A 24,205-nucleotide genomic window follows, 5' to 3' on the forward strand; every position below is an offset into this window, starting at 1 on the left:
CTCTATTAAACAACGCTACGTAGAGCTGAGCTACTTGCGCTTGAGTTACTGCCATTTAGGGACTCCTTTAATTGTGATTAAATTTAAATATTTTTTATAGATTGGGTGCAATTATAGCATAAAAAATAAAATTTGTTTTAAGATAGAGTAAAATTTAGCGCAGAGGGTTAGATCGAGCCGTCAAAATCATACCGTAAAGCGGCAAATTCGTGAATAAAATTTAAAATATAGTAAAAGTATCTCCCGAGATAAGTCGGGAGATGAATATAGCGAAACTAATATCAGTTGATATTAAACGTTCCCTGAGTGGTATCATATGTAGCGATGATATCATCCGCTCTGACGCCAGCCAGCTTTACAAGATGGTCGTTGGCGCTTAATGCAGGAGTGCTCGCAGCAGCGTTGTGAACTACATAGGTGTCGTTGCCATAAGTGAAGTATGAAACTTTATTTGCATCATCAGCACCCGCAACTTCCAAGGCAGCATTAATAGCTTCTTTAAGAGTAGTTTTGTCCCTCACTACGCTATCGGCTATTTTCTGGATACCGCTAACCGCTCCAAATTTAATCTTATCACCGCTAGAAGCGTCGCTAATTACTACATATTTGCTAGCGTCAGCATCGGTCTTTGCATTGGTTACGACGAATTCGTCGCCGCCCGCTCCACCTTTTACGGTAATGGTTTTACTCGCAGTTAGAGTACCGAATGTAATCTTATCATCGCCTGCGCCGAGATCTATATCTAGATTTCTAATAGTAGTCTCCGAAAGCATATTATTTTGTAAAGTAACGGTATCTTCGCCACCGGTAGCTTTAAGAGAGATCAAATTTTTCGCATTAAGAACATCTAAGGTTATAGTGCCTTTTTCTACATTTCTAAGGCCACTTAAGTCAATGGTTCTTAGGCTATCGCCGGTATTGCTAGTATTTAGAGTGTACTCGTCATATCCGGCTCCAAGATCGCCGCTAACTTTAATATTTTCGACACCTACTATACTGTTTGTTTTTGTTATATTGATAGTGTCATTTTTTACCGAACCCGTAATGTCTGCTTTAAAATCTCTACCGCCAGCTATTCTTAGATCTATAGGGGCCTCGTTCGTTCCCGTTATGTAAGAAATTTTTAGCTTTATGTCGTTTGCGGTTAACCAAGCTGGACCATGGTCATCAAACGATGTCACTCCAAGGGTTTGACCGAGATCTATATCTATTTTATTTGCAGCTATATTTCCGATAGTTACCTTATGCGCCGTACCGCCTTTTACAATTACGCTATCAGTCGCATCGGTATAGTCAAGTGTGGACGATAGTATTAGATGCTGGACATTTACACTATTGTTTTCGATGTTTAAAGTTCCAGCATTACTAGTATCTATCTCAACTTCACCGCGAGTATCATTATTTAATGACACGTTGATAGTGCCTTGGGTATTTAGCGTAGCATGTAAGGACTGATAACCATGAGTTTCCATGGTAGCTTGCAGATGATCAGCTGTTAAATTTATATCCTGAATAGACGTACTTCTGTGAGCATTATCTGAGGACTGAATACCTGCAACTACGGTGGCAGATGACTTTTCGTTAGTACCCTTTAAATTTATAGTCGAAAGAGTCGCAAAGTGATCTTCGGTAGCGGTATTGCTTAGCTTAAACTTACCTGCAGTGGTTACATCCAATGTCTTAAGGGCTTTTAGCTTATTTGCTGTGGAATCAAATACGCTATCTGCTTGTGTCGTAGTTACTTTTAAAGAAGTAGCTAACGGTGCTTCAAAGCTTAAATTTTTACCGCCGACGTCTTTTGAATCCATAGTAAGCGTAAGAGCAGTAGCTTTATCTGCTTTTATCGTGCCCGTTCCAGAGATAATACCTTTTAGGCTTACGTCTAGTTTTGTAGCATTAGCTGCCGTAACGCTAACTAGCTTACTATCCGTATCAATTTCGTTAGTGTAGTTGACGGCATTTAAATTTGCAGTGTCTATAGTAATTTTATTACCTGCTCCAGTACTTGTTAAAACATTAAGGGTTTTAAGATTAGCTGAATTTATGACGTTCAAACTTTTATTGCTCATCGTATCTTTCAAGCCCACCGTTAAGCTTGTTACATCCGGAGATTTCTCAAGGTCTAAAACAGCAGGAACGCTAGTTGTTATCTCAGAATTTTTAAATATTAAATTCTCAATAGAAGTACTTTCTAGTTTTCTAGCAGTATTAAGTCCGCCGTCTAAATCGTTAAATTCGAGAGTATCGTTACCGTCGCCGCCGTTTACTTTAAATATACCTACGCTTGCGCTATTTATATTAGCTTTGAAAGTATCGTTGCCTTTACCGCCTTTTACATCCTCTAAAGTAGTATATCCGCCGACTAAATCAGCCGATAGGTTTGCATTTAAGGCTGATGCGTCAAAATTTGTAGTAACGCCGTTAGGTGCGGCTTTAGTGCCTGCTAGAGCTATATCTAGAGCCGCATCGCCCTTTACGACTATGTTTTTATTGCTAACGCCGCTTATATAGCTTGCAGAGCCTTTAGTAGTAATGTTTAGCTTTTCGATGCCGCTAAATGTTGTAACAATAGAATTTGACATCATACCCTCGGCGGTAGCTGCGCCTACGTTGTCTAAAGTGAGATTTTGCTCGTCGTTAGAGCCTGCGATTATAGCAGGGTTGTAGGTCAGAAGTATATCGCCTGATTTTACGTTTGCAGCGCTTAGATCGACGATATTGGCCAAATTTATAACTCTAGTCGCGCTATCTCCGCCGATATTTACTTTTCTTAAGCCTTCTACGCCTTCAGCGTTAAATACCTTTCTAGTACCGCTATTGTTAGTTAAATTTAGATTTTCTACGTTTCTCAAATATCCGCCGGAAAATCCGTTAAAATTTGTAGTCATAACCGCATTTAGCGTATCTTCGCCAGAACCGCCGTCGATCTTATCTTCAGGATTAAACGTATTTTGAGAAACTACTGAGCTTATAACGCCGTTTATGACATCTGCCTTCGTAGTGCCGTTTACGGTATCTTCGCCGGTAGTTAGAGTATGATAAGCGGTGTTTGCCAGCTGATCTACTCTAGCTTTTTGCTCGGTTAAATTCGTAGAGTTCGTAGTTCTGATAATCTCTTGGAAAGGAGTGTAATCGTAATTGCCGCTATTGTCTTGAGCTATTTGAGAAATTTTTTGCGCCATGTAGGCTGAAATTTCGGTTTTATTTGCAAAAGTCGCCGCAGCAACCGGATCGGCCGCTCTAGCCGCCGCCGAAGTAGCCACCTCAAACAATTTTACGATAGTGTCGCCTCTTGAGTTGCCGGCTTGGATGTGTCTGACCCATGCGTCGATACCGCTTGGGTCTTGCGAGTAATCCTTGCCTAGGATATTTTTATAAAGCATTTCGACAAAATCTTTATCTTGATTGATTCTGCCGTTATAGTAGGATCTAGCCGCATCGGAATTTAGCATCTCTTGCGCTATTTGAGCTTGCGTTTTATTCGCTCCAGCTCTAACCCATGCGTTAAAGCCGTCTCCCTCGGGAGCGCGGTTAAATAACGCTACGTAAAGTTGCGCGACTTGCGCTTGTGTTACTGCCATTAAGGACTCCTTTTTAATGTTTTTCTTGAGTTTTTGGGTATCTTTACAGAATACTGTCGCTAATTATATCATAAAAACGGTTTAAAACGCAAAAATAAAAACAAATTTTACTTAAACGCTCTTTGAAGGTCTCTCATCATTTCTACTGAAATGTTTGAGTTTAGCCACTGTATCTCCAGATAAGAAAGCACGAGATTATAAGCCGCCGTTAGCGCTTCGTTTCTTGTTTTAAACACTCTAGCGCGCGCGTCGAATAAATTTACGGCGTCTTTTAGACCCTCTTCGTAGCCTCTTTCTATCGATTTTTCGTAAAGTTCGGCATTTTGTAGCGACCTATGCATTAGCTCGCACTCGTCAATATAGTTAAGATAGTTGTTAATCGCCTTTTTTTGGCTGATTTCTATCTCTTTTTTTATATCTTTTTGCTGCTCGATGCTAGCTAAATTTAACAGCTTACCCTCCTCGACCCGCGAGCTGGTAGACCCGCCGGTATATAAAGGCAGAGTAAATCTAAGCATAGTATCTAGCTTCCTGCGCCTATCGCCCGAATAGTCGTTGTCGTCGTAATATAAATTTGAGTAGCTGATACTAAAATCAAGCGTCGGTAGATGCTCGCTTTTTCGTTTTTTATACTCTTGCTCGGAAATTTCTACTGCAAGCACGCTATCTTTGTATTTGAAATTTCTAGCCACGTCGCCGAACTGGGCTAAATTTATACTTTTAAAAAACTCGGTGTCGATATTTTTAAAGCTATCTTTAACCTCGACCTCTTGTCCGACTAGTTTCGTTAGCTCCAGTTTTGCCACCTCGATATTTAGCTTGGCTTTGTTTACGCCTAGCATCGCCTCGTCTAGTCTTACTTTAGATTCTAGCATATCCATTTTATTTACCAGACCGAATTCCAAAGACTTTTGCATTTGGTTAAATTTAGCGCGATTGGCCTCCTCGTAGCTTTGCGCTAGAGCTAGCGTCTCAGAGGCGAAAGTATAGTTAAAATACGCCTCTACGACCTTTTTGGCTAACTCTTGCTTAGCGTTTTCATAGACGAGTTCGTTGCCTCTTACTCTGATTTCCTCTTGGTTTCTTTGATACCAGATAGCGGGCCTAAAAACGCTTTGGCTAAGGCTAACGCCTACTTTTTTATAGCTTTCGTTTATTTTAGATACTCTGCGTCTATCCATCCTGTCGTATTTTTCGCCGATATAAGACGCCTCAGCGTTAATGGTAGGCAAAAACATAGCCGTAGCCTGAGAAAGTCTCTCCTGGGAGGCTATGTTGTTATACATATTCATCTTTACTTCGTTATTATTTTCTAACGCCATCTCGTAGGCTTCAGAGAGGCTGACGCTTTGAGCGAAAGCAAAATTTGAAGCCAACAAGGCGGAAAGTAAAATTTTAGTCTTCATTAAACGCCCTTTTAAACATATCTATGAATGGTTTTAAGACATACTCCAACATCGTTCTGTCGCCGGTCTTTATCATCACCTCTACAGGCATACCGGGCACGATAAAAAACTCGTTTCTATCAAATTCTTTCATACCCTCCGGCGTAAGTTCGGCTTTTATATCGTAATAAGAGTGTCCGGCGTTATCCTGAACGCTATCTGCCGATACATAAGTAACTTTACCTTCCATAACGAAGCTCGGTTTATGCTGAAACGCGCTAAATCTAATGTCGGCAAGCTGTCCTACATGCACGGTGTCGATATCTACTACGTTTAGCTTAGCCTCTACGACGTAGTCGGTATCGTCAGGCACTATGCTCATGATCCTCTCGCCCGGCCTTATAACTCCGCCTATAGTATGAAATGCTAGTTCTACGACGCTACCCTCTACCGGAGATTTTACGATGGTGCGCTCGGATTGGTCTTTTAGCGCGTTATATCGCTGTTCTAAGTCTACGAGGCGAATTTTAGCGTCTTCTAGTTTTTTTAGGATATCTTCTTTAAAACTCCTATCTCTTAGAGCTATCTGCCCTTGCGTCTCGTTTATCTGAACGCCTAGCCTTGCGATCTCGGCGGTACCGGCAGCTAGTTCGCCCTCAACCGCGGTTTTTTCTCTATTTAGGTCGCGAAGTCTGACTTTATCGGCTAATTGCTCTTTAAAAAGCCTTTCCCACTCTCTTATCTCTTCATTTAAAGAAGCGATACGGTCTTTTTTGGCGCTCATGATGGCTTTTGCGCCCTGGATTTGATTTTCCAGCTGCTTTATGCGTTGTTTTAAGATAGTTTTTTCGTTATCGAGCAGCTTTTTTTGCTCGTTAAATATACTAATCTGGCCGTTAGCAACCTCTTCATAGCCGCTTATTTGCTTTATGTCGTCGCTAAATTTGATCTCATTAGCATCGTCTTTTTGCGCTTCTAGCCTAGAAACTATGGCGCTAGTGCGTAGATAGTCTGCCCTAACGATACCTATCTCGCTTTGCAACGCGGCGTTTTTTATCTCCACTAGCGGATCGCCTGCTTTGACTACGTCTCCGTCTTTGACGAAAATTTTATCTACGACGCCGCCTTCTAAGTGCTGGATGATCTTTTTGTTACTTACGACGTTTATCTTGCCTACGGCTACAGCAGCGCTATTTAGAGGCGCCATACCTAGCCATATTCCAAAAACTCCCACGAGCATAAATATAACGAAAATACCGAAATTTACCGTGCCTTTTTCACTCTTAAGTATCATTTATTCCTCCGAATCGTCAAGGCTTATGCTTGGGCGGTTTTGTTTTTGCTGCACTTGGGCTTGTTGCGCGTTGGCTTTGTTAAGCTCGGCGAGTACGGCGTCTCTGGCTCCGAAATACATCAACCTACCGCCGTTTAATACCGCGATTTTATCCACTAAATTTAAGATATTTAGCTTATGGGTTATTAGCACGATAGTAGCTTTGCCTTTCATACTGGAAAGCGCGGCAAAAAGCGCTCTCTCGCCCTCCTCGTCAAGGCTGGCGTTAGGCTCGTCTAGCACGATCATCTTAGGCTCTTTATAAAGCGCTCTAGCTAGAGCGACTCTTTGGCGTTGTCCGCCGCTTAGGCTAGCGCCGCCGATACCTATTTTAGTTTCGTAGCCATCGGGTAAATTTAATATCATATCGTGGACGTTGGCTAGCTTTGCCGCGCGAACGATCGCTTCGCTGTCAAGTTCGCCGAATCTCGCGATATTTTCGGCGATATTTCCTTCAAAAAGCTCGACGTCTTGCGGCAAATATCCGACGAACCGTCCTAAATGATCGCTGTTATACTGCGTGATGTCGGCTCCGTCTATACGCACTACGCCGTGAAATACCGGCCAAACGCCCAGCATCGCTCTAGCAAGCGAGCTTTTGCCTGCCGCGCTTGGGCCGATGATAGCACACATATCGCCGCTTTTTAGTTCGAAATTTATCCCCATCAAGGTAGGCGCTTTGCCGTGAGGCGGCACTAGGCTTATGCTTTCTAAGAATATATCGCCCTGCGGATCCGGAAGCTTAAGCTTTTCGTTATCCGCCGGGAAATCCTCTAAAAACTGCGAAAGTCTAGCATAGCTTTCTTTCGTATTTTTATAGCTTTTCCAGCTTGAGATCAAGATATCAAGCGGAGCTAGCGCGCGGCCCATGATGATGGAGCCTGCGATCATCATTCCCGGATTTACTTCCTGCAAAACGACTAAATACGCGCCAAGACCTAGCATAAGCGACTGGGAAACCACGCGAAAAACTTTACTTATGTTTGCGTACATTCCGGCCTTTACGCTAGACTCGGAGTGGGCTTCTAAAAATTCGTTGTGCTTTTTATGCCAAATTTTCTTTAAATTTCCGTTCATTCCCATCGCTTGGATGACTTCGGAGTTGCGCAAATTTAAGTCCACGAAGCGAGTCTCGGCGTTAAAAGCGTCGTTTGACCTTTTTAGTCCGTCTTTGGTCGCGCCCTCGTTTAAAAGCGCAAGCGCAAATAAAATAATCGCCGCTACGATGCTAAAATATCCAAAATAAGGGTGGAAGAAAAATAGTATAAGGATATAAAAAGGTAGCCACGGAGCGTCTAAAAAGGCAAATACGCCGTTTGCGCTAAGGTACTGCTTTATCGTATTTAAATCTCTCATCGGCTGAGACGAGACTCTGCCCGGCTGCCTGGCCGAGAGCTTAAATATCGCATCATAAACGCGCTCTGATAGCCTAAGATCGAGTTGATTTGAAAATACTACGAGTATCCTCGAACGTAAAATTTCAAAAAGCGCCATACAAAGATATAAAAATATAACGATAAGGGTTAGGAAAAATAACGTATCAAGACTTCTTGAAGTTACGACCCTGCCGTAGAGCTGAAGCATGTATAAAGGCGAGGTCAGCATCAAGACGTTTATGAACATACTAAAAAGTCCCGCGTAAATAATTACGCGTTTGGACTTTTTAATGCTCTCTTTTAGTTCATTTATTTTCATTTGCCGTTTTGCTCTCGTTTTCTAAAATTTTAGCCGCCAAATTTTGTAAATTCGACAAGCTCCTGATGTGCGCGTCTATCAAGCTAATATAGCCTTTTCTCGCAAAATCGGCCAAAGTCGCGTCGTCAAGCTCGTTTAGCTTCTTTCTACTTACGACCGAAAATCCCTTTATTAGAGTTATTTTTTTATCGTTGTCCGATACCGTTAGCTCTTTATTTATCAAAATTCCGGCCTTTTTGATTTCTTCAAGCGCTTTTTGAGTCGCGGCTAGCTCGGCATTATAGTTTTGGATAGCCGTGATGGTATTTTTTAGAAAATCGCTAGGCTCTTCGTTTTTCTTAAAGAGCTTCTCGCCCTTGCCTTTTAGCTGAGGCGCGTCCTCGTCGACGCAAAGGATAGTTTGGTCTTCTACCTTAGCTACCGTAAACGGATAGTTTTGCATTATCGCCGGTACGTATCCTTTGTAATCTTTATCTATGATTAAATTTTCGTTTCTGCCTAGCAGCACTAAAAGCTTAGGCACTACGTCGTTGGTAAAAACTATCGCTAAGTCCCTATCGCAAAAAAATGCCTCGCTGGCGACTATCTCCGCAAATGGAAAATTCGGTAACTCGTCTTGGTGATAAGACAATCCTTTATGTACTTCTGAATTTAAAGCAACCACTTTCATCTCTGTCCTTTTTTTAAAATTTTGGATTTCTATTCTTTTTGCTAAACTTAAATTTTTATCGATATTTTTAAAGGTATATCCGCCGCTTTTTTGTAAGAATGCCAAGACGTCTTCAAATTCGTTTATAAAAACGTTCCTTATCTCGTACCTTTTTATATCGCTTTCTTGAACGAAGCCTCTTTTTTTGTTTCTATTTCGTATAAAGGCGCTGTTTAGTTCCTGCATTATTTTAGGTATGTTTAGGGATTTTAAAAACAGCGATACGGAACCGGACTCCAAAACGTAGCCCAGTATCTCCATATCGTGCTTTTGAGCCAAAGAGTTCAAAATCTCAATGTAAAGCTCTTTTTCGCTTTCGTCGCTAAAAAAGCTTCCTTTTTGTTTTATCAAAACCATTTCCGATTTTATCTCTCTAATTGCTCTACCCAAAATTTACCTTAACCAGTAACTCAAACATCAAGAATGTGATTGTAGTCCTTTTATACTTAAAAAAATATTAAAAAGTGCCAGAGTATTTAATTTTTTATTTTAAGATTTCGGCATTATTGGAATAGATATTGCTTATATTTCTACGACGAATAGTCTATTGCTATTATAATAGTTGCATTGACTTTGCGTAATAGTCGATACATTTATTCGTTAGACGTTAGCACTTAAGCTAAAATTCACTTTTAAGGAGCCGACATGGCAATTACGCAAGCACAAGTAGCCCAACTTTACGTGGCATTATTTAACAGAGCACCCGAAGGCGCTGGTCTTAGAGCATGGGTCGCCGCAGGCGCGAGCAAAACGCAGGCTCAGTTAGCAGACGATATGCTACGCTCTCCGGCCGTTCAGTCGTATTTTAACGGCAGCATCGATACTAACAGAGGTTACGTAGAAAATATCTACAAAAATATTCTGGGCAAAGACTACTCCCAAGATCCAAGCGGCATAGACGCGTGGGTGCGCCATCTAGAGGCCGGACACTCAAGAGGCGAGACGCTGGCTAAACTCTTTGAGGTAGCCGCATCGGCAGAGGCAAGAGCCGCAGATCCTACGGCGGCTAGGATATTTGAAAACAAATCGGCGATCGCCGCATACATGGCGCAAAAGATCGGAAACATCGATAGCGACGGCAACGGCGGCTATAACTACGCTCCGTTTCAAGAAATCATCCGCACGACTAACGCTACGAATTTAGAAGAGCAAAAGGCTAGAGTAGACGCGCTAGCAAGCGCGGGCGTAAGCAAAACCCTAACCGAAGACGTCGATAATATAACCGGCACCACGGGCGACGACACTTTTACGGCGAAGTATTATCAAGGCAGCGGCGATAGAAAATCAACGCTTTCACCTCTAGATAAAGTAGAGGCCGGAGCCGGCAAAGACACGCTAAATTTAACCGTGCTTAGAAACACGAACTCCACCGATCTAACCGAATCGGAGCTAACCAACGCCCTAAAAGGCGTCAAGCAAATCGAAAATTTAAATATCGATTCGGAGGTTAAATTTAACGCAAGCGGCGTCAAATTTAACTACGGCCTTGAAAATTTAAGCATCTCTACTATCGACAAAGTTAAAATCACCGAGACTAACACCTCAAACAAAGTCAAGATAGACACCACTGGCGACGTAGAGCTAACCGCAGCGCAGGCGAAAGAAACGCAGATAATGTCGCAAGGAAACGTCGTACTAAACGCCGCCGAAGCTACTAAAGTAGACGTATCGGCAAACGGCACCGCAAACGTAAATGTCGCTAAAGCTCAAACCCTAAAACTCCAAGCAGGCGGGGCTACGACCGTAACCACGGGCGAAGCGATCAAAAAGGTAAATATCGACCTAAAGCGCGACTCAAACGCCCTAACCTACGCTAATACCAACGCTGCCGAGCTAACGCTGGCAAATTTAGCCCTAGCCTCAGACATCGTCGCGGCAAAAGCTAAAAAGATCGACGTAACGGACGTAAATTTTGGCTCAAACTCCATAAAAACCGACGAACAAGACGTGGATCTAACGATGTCTTACGCCCAAGACTCCGCTCACGCCACGGCCAAACTCTCTTCAAGCGCGGCCGATAAGGTAAAAACGCTAAATTTACACGCCAAAGCAGGTAAAGAAGGCAGCCTAGACGTAGGCAACATCACGTCGCTAACCAAGGTCAAAGTAGACGGCGGCATGAGAAATTTAACCATGGATCTCTCCGCGCAAACGGCTCTTACGAATTTTGATTCAAGCGCTTTTGAGGGCGGATTTTCTAGCCTCAAGCTAAAAAACGTCGCAAACTCTACGGCTACTTTAGGCGGCGGAGACGATACGGTCGAGGTAGATAGCGTAGCAAACGTCCAGAGCATAAACGGCGGCGCGGGTAACGACACTATAGCCGTAACCTCAGCCGTAGCAAAAGCGACCGTAAATAAACTAACGCTTACGAATTTTGAAAATTTAAAGATAACTAACGCGCTAGACGGAGCGGTCGATATGACTAAATGGGCAAACCTAAACTCCGTCGTCCTAGGAGGCGGCGCTAGCGCGGGAGCCCAGATCAAAAACCTAGCTAACGGCTCTACCGTAGCGGTAGATACCGTAGCCGTTACCGCAGACGTAGCGGTTCTAATCAAAGACGCGCAAAGCGGCGAAAGCGACGTATTAAATTTAGCGTTTAATCCAAAAGCGACGACTGCCGGACTAAACAATACGGGAAATTTCGTCCTAGACTACATAGAAACCGTAAATATAACCTCAAATCAAGATGCCGCCAAAACCGCTAGCGCGATAAACGTTATAAATTTAAAGGCTAGCGCGGCGGATAAGGCCAAACTAACGACGATAAACGTCAAAGGCGACGGCAACACCGAGCTAAAGATAAACGACCATCTAAAACTAAAAACCGTAGACGCAAGCGCGCTAAAGGGCAAATTTACCTTTGACTCCACGGGCAAGATGGACGCCGCAGGCACGATAAAAGGCGGCCTAGCCGACGATAAGATCACATTTGACGCGCTAAGCGGCACTAGCGTAACGGGAGGTGCGGGCAACGACACGTTTAACGTAAACAAGCTAGGTACCGGCGCGGGAACATTCGGCGCGGATCGTCTAAGCTCGGTTACTGATTTTTCTAGAGGCGACAAGCTACATCTAGGAAATACCGTAGCCAACAAAAACTCTATCCACAAATACGAGGCCGACGGCTCGCTAGATTTTGCCAACAACCTAGCAAGAGCGCTAGCCGCGGCTAAAGACCACGAGTCAAAGACCGCATATTTCACGTATCAGTCAAACACGTATCTTGTCTCTTCAGACGCTAACGACGGCGTAACGGCGGACGACTACGTGACTAAGCTATCCGGAGTCCAAGACCTAAGCGCGGCCAAAACGGACGCAGACGGAAACGTAATACTATAATTTTATATATTACGCTCATTTTATTCTTTCTTTTCTTGCGGCGGGCGGGCTAGAGGCTCTGCTCGCCGCGCTAAATTCGTGCTTTTTGCGCTCGTTATCCGATAATCAAAAATTTAATGTTATAATCGTCCCGGTATTAACCGAATTCAACTTACCTTAAAGGAGGCCTTTATGGCAGTAACAAAAGCACAAGTCGCCCAACTATACGTGGCATTATTTAACAGAGCGCCCGAAGGCGCGGGTCTAAACGCGTGGTTTGCGGCAGGCGCGACCAAAACGCAGGCTCAACTAGCAGACGATATGCTCCGCTCTCCGGCGGTTCAGTCGTACTTTAACGGCAGGATAGACACCGACAGAGGCTTTGTGTCAAACATCTATAAAAATTTCCTCGGTAAAGACTATGCCGACGATCCAGCAGGCATCGAGTCATGGGTACGCCACCTAGAAGCCGGACACTCAAGAGGCGAAACCCTAGTTAAACTTTTTGAAGTAGCGCAAACTCCTGAGGCCATAGCGGCGGCTCCGGTTGCTGCGGCGATCTTTAGAAACAAAACCGAAGTTTCCGCATATATGGCCGAAAAGATAGCAGACATCGCCCAAAGAGACGACGGCACCTACGACTACGAGCCATTTCAAGCTATAATCAGGGGCACGACTGATACAAATTTAGAAGAGCAAAAAGCAAAAGTCGACCAACTAGCTAGCGGACAAACTCCTAGCACCAATAAAAATTTAACCGCAGAAACGGATAATATCGTAGGTACCGACGGCGACGATACGTTTAACGGCGTTTACTACGTAGGCGACGGCGCAAAAACATCGACGTTGTCATCTCTAGACACGCTTGACGCTAAAGGCGGTAAAGATACTCTAAATTTAACCGTACAAAAAAACGGCGCAGTCACCACCTTCGCTATGAACGATATAGATACTGCTATGAGAGGCGTGAGCAATATCGAAAATTTAAACATCAGATCAGAGGTCGCCTTTACTGCAAACCCATTTACCGTAAACAAAGGTCTAGACAACCTGAACATCCAAACCATCGGCGAAGTAAAAATAGAAGGTAGCTCAGCAGACACAAGCGGAACCGATACAAAAGAAAAAATTTCTATTGATACTACCGGTCCATTAAAGTTGGTAGCCGGCGAAGTAACAAAAGAAATAATAGCAAAATCAACAACGGGTTCAGTAATCGTAAATGCAGCCAAACTGGAAGGTAAGGTGTCTATCGATGCAGGCGCTACAACAGGCGTTGAAACAAAACTAACGGCAGCGAAAGTGCAAGAAGTCGCAATAAAAGCCAAAGGCGACACAACTATAGATACGGCAAAAGCTACCAAGGTAACCGTAAATCTAAACGATAAAGCCAATACACTTACCATTGCGACGTCGCATCCGTTGGCAGAAGCTACAGAGATAACACTATCTAGCCTAAAGCTAGCAGCCGCTACGGCCGTAGCTAAAGCCACTAAGATAAGCGTAACAGATGTTGATTTTGCCACATTTAATATCTCTACCGATGTAGAAAACGTTGATTTTAGTATGAACTATAAATTTAAAGAAGGTAGTACCGATGATCAATTAACAGCAGCTCTAGAGGCAGCTAACGCAAAAAATCTAACGCTACACGCAAAAGCCGATAAAAAAGCATTCTTTACTTATGGCGGCGCGAACAATAAGCTAGTAAAAGCAGTCATCGACGGAGATGCTAAAAATTTAACTCTTGATCTAAGCACTCAAACCGCTCTTAAAGATATAGACGCTAGCGCATTTACGGGAAATTTCGCTAAATTTACCTTAAATAACGTAGAAAACTCAACCGTAAAACTAGGTAGCGGCGACGACGTAGTCGCTCTAACGGCTACCGCCAACAAACAAACCATCGACGGCGGAGCCGGAACAGACTTGGTATCGGTAACTTCAAATACAGCAAAAGACGGCGCAGGCGATAAAGTGACATTTAACAACTTTGAAGGATTGAAGATATCCAATACGTTAGCTCACGACATAGATATGTCTAAATGGAGCGGCTTTACCAACATCACTCTAGCAGACGGCTCAGATTCTCAATCTATAACAAAACTAGCCAATAACTCTACCATAACTCTAGAGAAGGTGGCTCTAGCTTCAACCAAGAATCTAACTCTAGGCATAAAAGATGCAGACACGGGCACAGACGATACGGTAAATTTGGTTCTAGACCCTAAAGACAATACTACCGCCGGTATAGCAAATGCAGGAAATATTATCGTAAAAAACATAGAAACGGTAAATATTACCTCAAAAACAAATGAAGCTAAAACGTCCGGGCTAACAAATAAAATCATTCTAGAAACCGGTGCTGCGGCAGCAGATGCTCTAAAAACTATAACCGTAAAGGGCGATGCGGATACCGTACTAACCCTAGACGCTACGGCTACGAAAGTAAAAACCGTTGACGCAAGCACGCTAGAGGGTAAATTTACGTTTGACGGTACGGCTCATCTAGCAGATAAAGCCGTTATCAAAGGCGGAGCAAAAGACGATACGATAACCTTCGGTGGCAAATCAGGCGCAACCGTAACGGGCGGAGCGGGCAATGATACGTTCAAAATAGGCTCATTAGATCCAGCCAATCCAGCAACTGCTGTCGCAGCCTTTGCGGCGTCAAAAGTAGCGACTATAAAGGACTTCTCTGCAGGCGACAAACTGCATCTAGGCGCAAATGCCGGAACTCTACCGACCAACATCGTAAAATACGAAACTTCAGGCTCGCTAGACTTTGCAAACAACCTATCTAGAGCTCTAGACGCGGCAGGCGGAGCAGACAAACTAGCCTACTTTACCTACACCGATCCGGACAGCAACTCGACCGACACGTACCTCGTAAGGCCAGATGGTAATCCTGGAATAACTGGAGGCGACTACGTAGTAAAACTAGCCGGTACCGTAAATCTAGACAATGCCAGAATTTCCAATGTAGATACAGGCTTGCCTTTAGGGGTTGATACTCTCCAGATAACCCTCTAATCTCCGCGATAAACCCCGACCTTTCGGGGTTTATCTTTTTATTTTCTAAATTCTATTTAAACTTCTCTTTCGCGCAAAATTTGCCTTGATTTAATTTAACCCAAAGCTCAAATTTATCCGCTCCAAATTTCGCCGCTACGGGTAAAGCCGCGCGCAAAAAGATAAATCAGGAAGATTTTCGTATTTTTTAGTATAATTGCCCCGAGGTTAAGCCGAGGGGTCGTAGCCTCAGGCTTAAATTTGCCCCAAAACACAGACAAATTGAATGCTTCATAAATCGCGGTTGCGGCTATACTACTTTGTATTTTTGCAGTCAAGGCCTACTAGCCAAGACCCGCCTAGAGCGATCGCGGCGGACTAAGATTTTGCCCTTCGGCGAGTAAATTTATACTTTTTTAGCAAATCTCAAATTTAAAAGGCAGATCGATGTTTTCGTCGTTTTTCGCGAGCAAAAAATGGGCTGCGTGGGCGCATCTGGGAGCGATCTTGATACTGGCTTGCACATACGCGCAAGTACAGCTAACGGTCGCGATAAATGAATGGTACAAGGACTTCTACGATATTTTGCAAGACGTCAAAAACCACACGGTAGACGACTTTTGGACGGCGATTAAGATTTTTGCCGCGCTAGCGTTTCCTTTCGTGCTACTGGGTACGGCGATATCGTATTTTACACGCGTTTGGACGTTTAGGTGGCGAGAGGCTATGACCTTTAGCTACATCGCCTACTGGAAAAAGACGCCGTGCGATGTCGAGGGCAGCTCGCAGCGTATCCAGGAGGACATCTACCGCTTCGCCAAGATAGTAGAGGACTTAGGCGTTACGGTAGTAGATGCGGTCATGACGCTAGCAGCTTTCGTGCCTATACTCTGGGTTCTTAGCGCTCAGGTAAAAGTGCCCTTTATGGAGGGCGTCGCGGGTTCGCTCGTGTGGATCGCGGTAGCTACCAGCGCCGGAGGCCTAGTCGTCTCGTGGTTTGTAGGCATCAAGCTACCAGGCCTTGAGTACAACAACCAAAAAGTCGAAGCCGCATTTAGAAAAGAGCTCGTCTACGCCGAGGACGACAAGCAAAACTACGGCGATACGCGCAAGCTAGAAGAGCTTTTTAAAAAGATAAAATTTAACTTCGGCAGGCTCTTTTTGCACTATGGATATTTCGACGTTTGGAAATACTTTTTCTCGCAAAGTATGATCATCGTTCCGCTCATAGCCCTAGGCCCTAGCGTGCTAACGGGCGCGATAACGCTAGGCGTGATGATGCAAGTCGTAAATGCCTTTTCCCAGGTGCGCGAGAGTTTGTCGATATTTATAAGAAACTGGACGACCATCACCGAGCTACGCTCCATCCACAAGCGCTTGAAAGAATTTGAAACAAATATCGGCTACAAAGGCACGAAAAACGAGAACAACAAGGGACTAGGGCTTGATATTTTCGCCTACTGGTCGATCACGGCGAGCGCGTTTGCGATATATTTAGCGCTAGTAGAGTTTAGCGCCTAGCAGCGACGTTTTGCGATGCGTAAAACATAAATTTACGCGAGCAAATTTAACTACGCCGGGCTTGCTTATCCGCAAGGTTATCTACGGCGGCAATTTTGGCGTAAATTTCGTTTTAACCAGATGCGAGGTTTAGATATCTCGGACGCTAAATTTACCCGCGTCGGTAAGGCCGAACATATAAATTTAGCGCGCAAAATTAGTAAATTTATCGCGCTTGATTAATCCAGCTTTTTGCCTTTGCCGCTTTTTTACAGACGGATTTTCATCTAGCCTGCGCGCCTTTGTCTTAAATTTACGCGCAAAGACGGCGCGCTTGCCAAAACGCTTGCAAACTAAACGCCTAGGACGCTTAAAATTTGGACGCAAATTTATCGGCGCAGAAGTTTTATAAATTTAGCAGGCAAACCCGCCGTCCAATCCAACCTTTTCATCGTTACGCCTATTTTAAGCTAAATTTAAACGCCTATTTACGAATTTATAGCAGTTTAAATATATAATTACCCCAAAATTTATAAAAGGAATAAAAATGATGAAAAAATTTATCCTCTCCGCACTATTTGCGGCCACTCTACTAACGGGCTGCTTTACTAGCTCCACTAGCGGCGGAGCGCTGGGCGAAAACAGACGCCAGATGTTTCTAGTCAGCGAACAAGAGATGAACGAAGCCGCAGCCAAAGCCTACGTGCAGACTCTTAGCGGAGCGCGTCAAAAAGGCGCGCTAAACATCGACCCCGTGATGACCAAAAGAGTGCAAGACGTCGCCAAACGCCTAATCGCGAAGGTCGGGGTCTTTAGAGAAGACGCGCTCAAGTGGAAATGGGAAGTAAACGTCATCGACGAAAATACGATAAACGCGTGGTGTATGCCGGGCGGCCGCATCGTCGTTTATAGCGGCATCATAAAAAACCTCTCGCTAACAAACGGCGAGCTAGCCGCGGTCATGGGGCACGAGATCGCGCACGCGCTGCGCGAGCATAGCCGCGAGCAGGCTAGCTCCGATATGCTCACAAACGTCGGAATTTTCGCCGTTTCGCAAGCTGCGGGACTAGGCGATCTAGCTACCGGCGCCATAAACATGGCCGCTCAGTACACCATCTCGCTACCGTTTTCTCGCTCTCACGAGCGCGAAGCCGATCACATCGGCACGGAGCTGATGGCGCGCGCGGGCTACGATCCTAAAGAGGCGGTAAACGTCTGGGTAAAAATGTCCAAAAAAAGCGGCGGTAGCGTGCCCGAGATACTAAGCACCCACCCATCAAACGAGAGCCGTATAGCCGATCTGCGCGAGGTCGCGGCCAAGCTAGAGCCGGTATATCTGCAAGCCAAAAAGTAAAATTTAGCTAGCGTAACGGCTCTTTAAACGCTTGCGGCTAGCCGTTTGGGGCGGCAGGCGTTTTTTTATATCTTGCAAGGCGGATTACGAGTCGTAAAATCCGCCGAATGCTAAATTTAAACGATTAGATTTTAAATTTGCCGCTTTGGCTGCTGTTTTTCGATTTGCTTTAAAAGCGGCAAATTTAACCGCTTTTGATTTTTATGGATTTTAGGTTAGCTGTTTCGTCGGAGATTTGAGTAGCTTTTGATGCCGATTTACATCGCTGCCCGTATCGAATTTGCGCGCAAGCCTGCCTTTTACCGCCCTTTTATTGCGTAAAACGGCGCGCGGCGGGTAACGGCGTTAATTAATCTCCCGCATCTTTTCAAGCCGCTTTAAAAATATCCCTATCCGCTCAAGTTGCGCCGCATCTAGTGCCCTGCCCGAGTAAAAATACTCCACGCTGTTGCCGTTTGGATAGTAAATTTTGCCGCTTACGCCCGATACGTTTGCGGCGCCACTATCTTGGCGCGAGCTTTTTGCGTCATTTGTCGCTAGGTAAAAGTCGTTTGAAATTTTAGCGCTGTCAAGATTTGAGCCGCCTGAGCGCTGCGGGCGTAAAATTTGACCCTCTCGCAAAAACGGCAAACCTGCTTTGTCTGTGTTGTTTTCCAAGCCTTGCGAACTCAAATTTTGCTCGCAGTTACTGCTTTTGCGGCAAATTTTGCCTGCGTCCTCAAAACTCAAAGCGCCAATTTGGCTACCCGCGTCAAATTTAGCCGCCCTTGAGGCCAAATCCTCGCCGCGCGCAAGCTTTAGCCCTCCGCTAAGCTTGCTTGCTAGGCGGTTTAGCGTGCCGTCGATGCCGTCGATGATGCGCACGTGAGACGGCAAAATTTCGCGCAAAACGTCCTTGAAATAGTTAAAATGCGTGCAGCCAAGCACGAGCGAACTGAGGCGCTCAAGCTCAAATTTAGCTAGCTCCTCCCGCAGATACGCCCGAACCGCAGGCGAGTCAAACTCCAAATTCTGCGCAAACTCCACGAGCCTGGGCAGCGGCAGACTCCACGTCTCGCACTCCAGCCGCCCCACGAGGCGCGCGAGCTTTTCGCCGGCGATCGTTAGCGGCGTGGCGATGAGCAGCGTCGGGCGCGTGCCAAAGCTATCCGCGGCGAGCTTGACGGCGGGCTCCATGCCGATAACCGGCACGCTAAATGCGCCGCGAAGCTCCGAGATGGCCGCGCTCGTGGCGGTGTTGCAAGCAACGACGATCGCCTCCGCGCCGCACGAGACCAAAAACCCGACCGCATCAAGGCTCAGGCGCACGATCTGGGCTCTACTTTTCGTGCCGTAGGGGACGTGATCCTCGTCGGCAAAATACAAAAACTCTGCCCCGCTAAACCGCGCTAAAGCCTCGGCAAGCACGCTAAGCCCGCCGATACCCGAGTCAAAAAAAGCTATTTTCAAATCTTTATCCAAGGTTAAATTTAAAAGAGATTATAACTCAAATTTGCGGCGATTTCGCCTTTGGACGCAAATTTTGCCTCTTAGAGACGGTTAGACCAGCACCTTTACGGCGCTAAAATTCAGACCCGCCTTCAGTTTAAATTTGGCGTAAAATCGGTTAAATTTAAAAAAGGATCAAGATGCAAGAAAATCCAACCGACGCAAAATACGAAATCTCTCGCGCCATTAAGGTCGATCTGGCCGCTATCGCGCGCATTTATAACGCAAGCGTTTTAGAGCGAAACGCCACGGCCGCGCTGCATCCGGTAGACATAGAGGAGCGCGAAGCGTGGTTTGACGCGCACGAGGCGGCAAATCGCCCGATATACGTGCTGCGCGAGATCTGCGAGGAAAATTTGGCAGGCAAAGACGGTAAAGCTGATTGCGAGAGAAAATTTGGCTCAAACGGCAAAAATCTCGGCGCGCAAAAGATAGGCGCCGCAAATCAAAAAGGCGAAATCTTAGCCTGGGGCAGCCTCAGCGACTATCATCCGCGCGAGAGCTACCGCATCACGGCCGAGATCAGCGTCTACGCAGCACCCGAAGCTCGCGGCAAGGGGCTTGGCAAACGGCTTGTAAAATTTATACTCGAAAACGCACCAAAATTTGGCGTCAAAAACATCGTCGCACTGATATTTTCCAGCAACGCCGCTAGCCTAAATTTGTTTGCGAAATTCGGCTTTACGCGCTGGGGCGAACTGCCCGAAGTCTGCGATATGTGCGGCAAACCGGAAAGCCTAACGATACCGGGTAAAAATTTAAACTAATCCAAAAGCTCGGCCGCGAATTTATCTTCGTTAAATTTCCTTCCCAAAAAGGCGCAAACCTCGCGCGCGTCGCGAAGCGCGTTAGCCATGCAACTAGTGGCTCCGGGGCTTGGCGTCATGTTAAAGCTAATGCCCTCGCCGGTGTTTATGCCCGCTTCTCCCAGCATCAAACGCCCGCTTGTTTTATCCAGCACCTGCGGGCGCACTCCGCCGAAATTTCGCGCGTAACTCACGTCTTCGTAGGCTAGCGAAGGTACTATTTTTCGCGCCGCTTTGACGAATAGGCGGCGATTTATACAGGGGATCTCGTAGGCGAAATTTTTAAATAGATAATTTCTAATCTCGCTATCGCAAAGCAGCTCAAACATCGACCTAGCCACCCTGCCGTCAAACCTAAGCGTCTTTAAAAAGTCCCAAAACGTCGCGCTTCCGCGGTATCGCTCTAGCTTTGGCAGCAGTAGCGCGGTGGGGCCAAACCTCGTGCGCCCGTCCGCTAGGATATCGGCGTCGCCGTGTAGCGCGGCAAAAGGCAGCTTTGGATTTTGCACCATATAGACCTTGCCCTTTAGCAGGCGTTTGTCACTCATATAAAAGCTCCCCGCGACGGGCAAACAGCTGTAATCAAGCCCATAACCCATCTTGTGCGCCAAAAACAGCGAATGCGCGCCCGCATCGACTACAACGTAGTTCGCGCTAAATTCGCGCCCGTCTTTAGCCGTGAGGCAAAAGCCGTCGCTAGCGCGGACTATCCGCTCTATCTCGCAGCTTAAAAACACGTCCGCTTCTCGGTTTTCTTTAGATGCGGCGTCGCAGGCGTTTTTTACGAAGCTCTTAGCCGCGCACCCGAAATCAATCGTCGTGTATTCGCCGCTTTGCACGCCCATCGCCACGATCTCTTCGCTTCTATCGCCGCTTTTGTCGGCATTTAAAACGACGTTTGGCTCGAGGATTTTTAGCTCGTCTTTCTCAAAAAGCCGCAGATACGGATAAATTTCGCGAAATTTACTAAATCTCTCGCGCAAAGTCGCGCTCTCCTCCTCGCCTACGCCTAGAACCATCTTTTGGTGCGAGAACATAAACTCGCCCGCGTAGCCGTGCATCAGCGCGTATTTTACGACCATGCGTGCCGCGACGCTTACCTTTTTGGCTTTTTCAAAATCGTAGTTCGTTTCTATATCGCCGCAGTGGATCGTCTGCGAGTTGCACTCTCCGCGCGAATTTAGCGTCGCTAAGTCTTCGTATTTTTCAAAAAGCGCGAGGCTTTTTACGTCCGCGTAGCGCGCGAGCTGATAAAATAGCGCGCAACCCGAAATTCCGCCTCCGACGACGGCTACTTCGTAATGTCTTTTCATAAAAGCTCCGTAAATTTTTGGCGTATTTTGCCTAAAAATGCTTAAATTTGATTGAGTTTGGCGGGTTTTAAAAATGCGGTGGCACGGCTAGCGGCGGCAAATTTAAAAGCTAAATTCGCCGCCTAAATTTATGCTATTTCGCGCCATTTTGCGCTTTAAACTCCGCTAAAAGTTCTTCGTCGCATTTCGGGCAGTATTCGTGCTCGCCGCTGATGTAGCCGTGCTTAGCGCAGACGCTAAAGACCGGCGTTATCGTGATGTAGGGCAGCTTGTAGTTGTTTATCACTCCGCGCACGAGATCCTTGCAGGCCGCAGCCGAGCTGATGCGCTCCTTCATATACAGGTGCAGCACCGTGCCGCCGGTGTAGGAGCTTTGCAGTTCGTCTTGCAGATCGAGCGCCTCGAACGCGTCGTCGGTAAAATTTGCCGGCAGCTGCGTGGAGTTGGTGTAGTAGATATTTTCGCCAAAACCGGCCTGGATGATGTCCGGATATCGCTTTTTGTCCTCTTTGGCGAAGCGATACGTAGTGCCCTCGGCAGGCGTGGCTTCGAGGTTATAAAGGTTGCCCGTGCTTTCTTGAAACTCGCGAATTTTACCGCGTAAAAACTCTATCATCTCGATCGCAAATTCTCGCCCGAAATCGGTCGCGATATTTTCCTTGTCGTTCGTGAAATTACGCAAAAGCTCGTTCATGCCGTTGATGCCGATGGTGCTAAAGTGATTATTAAAGTGCTTTAGATAGCGCGCGGTGTAGGGATACAGGCCGCGTTCGTACATCTCCTGGATAAAGGCGCGCTTTTTTTCTAGCGTGGATTTGGCTAAATTTAGCAGATACTCAAGGCGGGTGTATAGCCCCTTTTTATCGCCTTTATATAGGTAGCCCAAGCGAGCTAAATTTAGCGTCACGACGCCGATACTGCCGGTCATCTCCGCACTGCCAAATAGCCCTCCGCCGCGCTTTAGCAGCTCGCGTAAATCTAGCTGCAAGCGGCAGCACATCGAGCGCACGTGGCCCGGCTTATAGGCTTTGTCGTTTGCGACGCGGTTGCCGTTTTCATCGACTGTGTACTGACTGCCGACAAAATTTTGAAAATAGCTCGAGCCCATTTTTGCCGTGTTTTCAAAAAGCACCTTCGCCACATCGCTATCCCAGTCGAAGTCCTCGGTAATATTTACGGTCGGGATCGGGAAGGTAAATGGCTGAGAGCATTTGTCGCCCTCAGTCATGATCTCGTAAAAGGCCTTATCTATGCGGTTCATCTCAGGCTCAAAGGCGCGGTAGGTCATATCCGTTAGCTTGTTAAAGCCGCGTTTTTGCGCCTCCTTAGCAAGCTCCGCGTCCTCTAGGTCGCTAAATATATGCCTATCCTCGCGCGTCGGGATCTGATCGCGCAAATCGGACGGGCAGGTGATGTCGATCGTTACGTTGGTAAACGGACTCTGACCCCAGCGAGCAGGCACGTTTAGGTTAAAGATAAAGCTGGTTATCGCCTTTTTGATCTCTTTATCGCTTAGCTTGTCGCGGAAAACGTAAGGCGCCAAATAGGTGTCAAAGCTACTAAACGCCTGCGCACCAGCCCACTCGCTTTGCAAAATGCCGAGGAAATTTGCCATCTGATACAGCGCCTCTCTAAAGTGCTTTGGCGCCTTGCTCTCGACCCTGCCGCGCACGCCGTTAAATCCCTCGTTTAGTAGCGCTCTTAGACTCCAGCCCGCGCAGTAGCCCGTGAGGCAGTCAAGATCGTGGATGTGATAGTCGCCGTTTCGGTGCGCGAGGCCCTCTTCTTTGCTATACACCTTATCTAGCCAGTAGTTGGCGATGACCTTGCCCGCGGTGTTGTTGATGAGGCCTGCGTTTGAGTAGCTGGTGTTTGAGTTGGCGAGAATTCGCCAGTCGGTACCGTTGATGTACTCGCTGATCGTTTGGGTGGAGTTGATGTAGGTGGTGTCTTCGTTTAGTCCTAAAATTTGCTCGCGCTGAAGCTTGTGCGTGTGTCGGTAGAGCATAAAGCTCTTCATTACGCCAAAATGTCCCGCGTTAAAAAGCGCCTTTTCGATGTAGTCTTGGATATCTTCGACGCTTAAAATTTCCTTGTCGAAAACGTGGCTCATAACGTCTAAAAAGACCTTTTCGTCGTATTCTTTACTCTCGCTCTCAAAGGCCTTTTTTATGGCGTCCGCGATCTTATACGGCAAATACTCTTGCTTCGTGCCGTCGCGTTTTAGGATAAATTTCATTTCGTTCCTTACGTTAAATTTGATGATAAATTTGACGGAAGTATAGGCAAAGTTGGCTTAAAATTTAGTGACCGAAATTTGCTCTCCGGGCATTTTGAAAATGTCATTTTTTAGTTTTTTATTGTGTTTATAGAGCGTATTTTAGGGAAATGCACTAAGTAGAGCTTAAAATTTAGCTTTTATATTATATGACAATTATTATCATAATTTACCGCTGTAAATATGGATTTAAAGGATGGAATTAAAGAATAAGGCCGTAACTTTTAAATAAATAATTTCAAATCCCAAAGGGAAATCTTTCATAAATAGTGCTTGCTTTACAACGAAGGCGGAAGTAAAACAAAATACATATTGTGTATTTTGCTTATATCTTTGGTTCTAACGTTAAAATATTTGATTTAATTCTAAACAAATTTAGCTAAGTATTTATTAATAAAATAATTTTAGAAATGCTTAAGTAAAATAG

Annotated in this window: 12 protein-coding genes and 1 pseudogene; 5 read left to right on the forward strand and 8 right to left on the reverse strand. The window is 45.6% G+C overall.

Annotated features, from left to right (window positions below; all coding sequences use genetic code 11):
* Nucleotides 1-281 precede the first annotated feature (281 nt).
* From QZ157_RS08765 to QZ157_RS08785, 5 genes are all read right to left on the reverse strand, one after another.
* Nucleotides 282-3,581: a DUF4214 domain-containing protein gene (locus QZ157_RS08765; protein ID WP_295144525.1), complete on the reverse strand. Its 3,300-nt coding sequence runs from the start codon at nucleotides 3,579-3,581 to the stop codon at nucleotides 282-284.
* A 107-nt stretch (nucleotides 3,582-3,688) separates the two neighbouring features.
* Nucleotides 3,689-4,987: a TolC family protein gene (locus tag QZ157_RS08770; RefSeq protein ID WP_295144528.1), complete on the reverse strand. Its 1,299-nt coding sequence runs from the start codon at nucleotides 4,985-4,987 to the stop codon at nucleotides 3,689-3,691.
* Complete coding sequence (locus QZ157_RS08775) at nucleotides 4,977-6,260, reverse strand: HlyD family type I secretion periplasmic adaptor subunit (protein WP_295144531.1); 1,284 nt, start codon at nucleotides 6,258-6,260, stop codon at nucleotides 4,977-4,979. The genes QZ157_RS08770 and QZ157_RS08775 overlap by 11 nt, the downstream gene beginning before the upstream one ends.
* Nucleotides 6,261-7,994, reverse strand: a complete 1,734-nt coding sequence (locus QZ157_RS08780) for a type I secretion system permease/ATPase (RefSeq protein ID WP_295144534.1) — start codon at nucleotides 7,992-7,994, stop codon at nucleotides 6,261-6,263.
* The gene (locus QZ157_RS08785; RefSeq protein WP_295144537.1) at nucleotides 7,981-9,093 is read right to left on the reverse strand and encodes a SapC family protein; all 1,113 of its coding nucleotides are present in this window, start codon (nucleotides 9,091-9,093) and stop codon (nucleotides 7,981-7,983) included. Before QZ157_RS08785 ends, QZ157_RS08780 begins: the two co-directional genes overlap by 14 nt.
* A gap of 255 nt (nucleotides 9,094-9,348) precedes the next feature.
* On the opposite strand from QZ157_RS08785, the gene QZ157_RS08790 reads away from it, so the two are divergent.
* From QZ157_RS08790 to QZ157_RS08805, 4 genes are all read left to right on the forward strand, one after another.
* Nucleotides 9,349-12,048, forward strand: a complete 2,700-nt coding sequence (locus tag QZ157_RS08790) for a surface array protein (protein WP_295144540.1) — start codon at nucleotides 9,349-9,351, stop codon at nucleotides 12,046-12,048.
* Between the two features lie 171 nt (nucleotides 12,049-12,219).
* Nucleotides 12,220-15,060: a DUF4214 domain-containing protein gene (locus tag QZ157_RS08795; protein WP_295144543.1), complete on the forward strand. Its 2,841-nt coding sequence runs from the start codon at nucleotides 12,220-12,222 to the stop codon at nucleotides 15,058-15,060.
* A gap of 426 nt (nucleotides 15,061-15,486) precedes the next feature.
* Entirely contained in the window at nucleotides 15,487-16,560 is a 1,074-nt protein-coding gene (locus QZ157_RS08800) for a putative transporter (protein WP_295144546.1), read from the forward strand.
* Nucleotides 16,561-17,089: 529 nt separating this feature from the next.
* Nucleotides 17,090-17,893 carry a M48 family metallopeptidase gene (locus tag QZ157_RS08805; protein WP_295144557.1) on the forward strand — a complete coding sequence of 268 codons (804 nt, stop codon included), beginning with the start codon at nucleotides 17,090-17,092 and terminating at the stop codon, nucleotides 17,891-17,893.
* A gap of 780 nt (nucleotides 17,894-18,673) precedes the next feature.
* Here QZ157_RS08805 and murI read toward each other — a convergent pair.
* Nucleotides 18,674-19,342: pseudogene (murI, locus tag QZ157_RS08810) on the reverse strand (glutamate racemase); the annotation flags it as partial.
* Between the two features lie 179 nt (nucleotides 19,343-19,521).
* Here murI and QZ157_RS08815 point away from each other — a divergent pair.
* A complete protein-coding gene (locus tag QZ157_RS08815) occupies nucleotides 19,522-20,148 on the forward strand; it encodes a GNAT family N-acetyltransferase (protein WP_295144548.1) in 627 nt (208 codons plus the stop codon).
* Here the strand turns inward: QZ157_RS08815 and QZ157_RS08820 are convergent.
* Together QZ157_RS08820 and QZ157_RS08825 are read right to left on the reverse strand one after the other, a co-directional pair.
* Nucleotides 20,145-21,500 carry an FAD-dependent oxidoreductase gene (locus tag QZ157_RS08820; RefSeq protein WP_295144551.1) on the reverse strand — a complete coding sequence of 452 codons (1,356 nt, stop codon included), beginning with the start codon at nucleotides 21,498-21,500 and terminating at the stop codon, nucleotides 20,145-20,147. The genes QZ157_RS08815 and QZ157_RS08820 overlap by 4 nt on opposite strands.
* A gap of 133 nt (nucleotides 21,501-21,633) precedes the next feature.
* Entirely contained in the window at nucleotides 21,634-23,739 is a 2,106-nt protein-coding gene (locus tag QZ157_RS08825) for a ribonucleoside triphosphate reductase (RefSeq protein ID WP_295144554.1), read from the reverse strand.
* Nucleotides 23,740-24,205: the final 466 nt, after the last annotated feature.

The sequence above is a fragment of the uncultured Campylobacter sp. genome, assembly GCF_905372745.1.
Taxonomy (GTDB): Bacteria; Campylobacterota; Campylobacteria; order Campylobacterales; family Campylobacteraceae; genus Campylobacter_A.

Excerpts from the sequence above, each read along its gene's own strand:
- QZ157_RS08795 (WP_295144543.1), top strand. The coding sequence starts at position 12,220 with ATGGCAGTAACAAAAGCACAAGTCGCCCAACTATACGTGGCATTATTT.
- QZ157_RS08765 (WP_295144525.1), bottom strand. The coding sequence starts at position 3,581 with ATGGCAGTAACACAAGCGCAAGTCGCGCAACTTTACGTAGCGTTATTT.
- QZ157_RS08780 (WP_295144534.1), bottom strand. The coding sequence starts at position 7,994 with ATGAAAATAAATGAACTAAAAGAGAGCATTAAAAAGTCCAAACGCGTA.
- QZ157_RS08815 (WP_295144548.1), top strand. The coding sequence starts at position 19,522 with ATGCAAGAAAATCCAACCGACGCAAAATACGAAATCTCTCGCGCCATT.
- QZ157_RS08770 (WP_295144528.1), bottom strand. The coding sequence starts at position 4,987 with ATGAAGACTAAAATTTTACTTTCCGCCTTGTTGGCTTCAAATTTTGCT.
- QZ157_RS08775 (WP_295144531.1), bottom strand. The coding sequence starts at position 6,260 with ATGATACTTAAGAGTGAAAAAGGCACGGTAAATTTCGGTATTTTCGTT.
- QZ157_RS08805 (WP_295144557.1), top strand. The coding sequence starts at position 17,090 with ATGAAAAAATTTATCCTCTCCGCACTATTTGCGGCCACTCTACTAACG.
- QZ157_RS08825 (WP_295144554.1), bottom strand. The coding sequence starts at position 23,739 with ATGAAATTTATCCTAAAACGCGACGGCACGAAGCAAGAGTATTTGCCG.
- QZ157_RS08800 (WP_295144546.1), top strand. The coding sequence starts at position 15,487 with ATGTTTTCGTCGTTTTTCGCGAGCAAAAAATGGGCTGCGTGGGCGCAT.
- QZ157_RS08820 (WP_295144551.1), bottom strand. The coding sequence starts at position 21,500 with ATGAAAAGACATTACGAAGTAGCCGTCGTCGGAGGCGGAATTTCGGGT.
- QZ157_RS08790 (WP_295144540.1), top strand. The coding sequence starts at position 9,349 with ATGGCAATTACGCAAGCACAAGTAGCCCAACTTTACGTGGCATTATTT.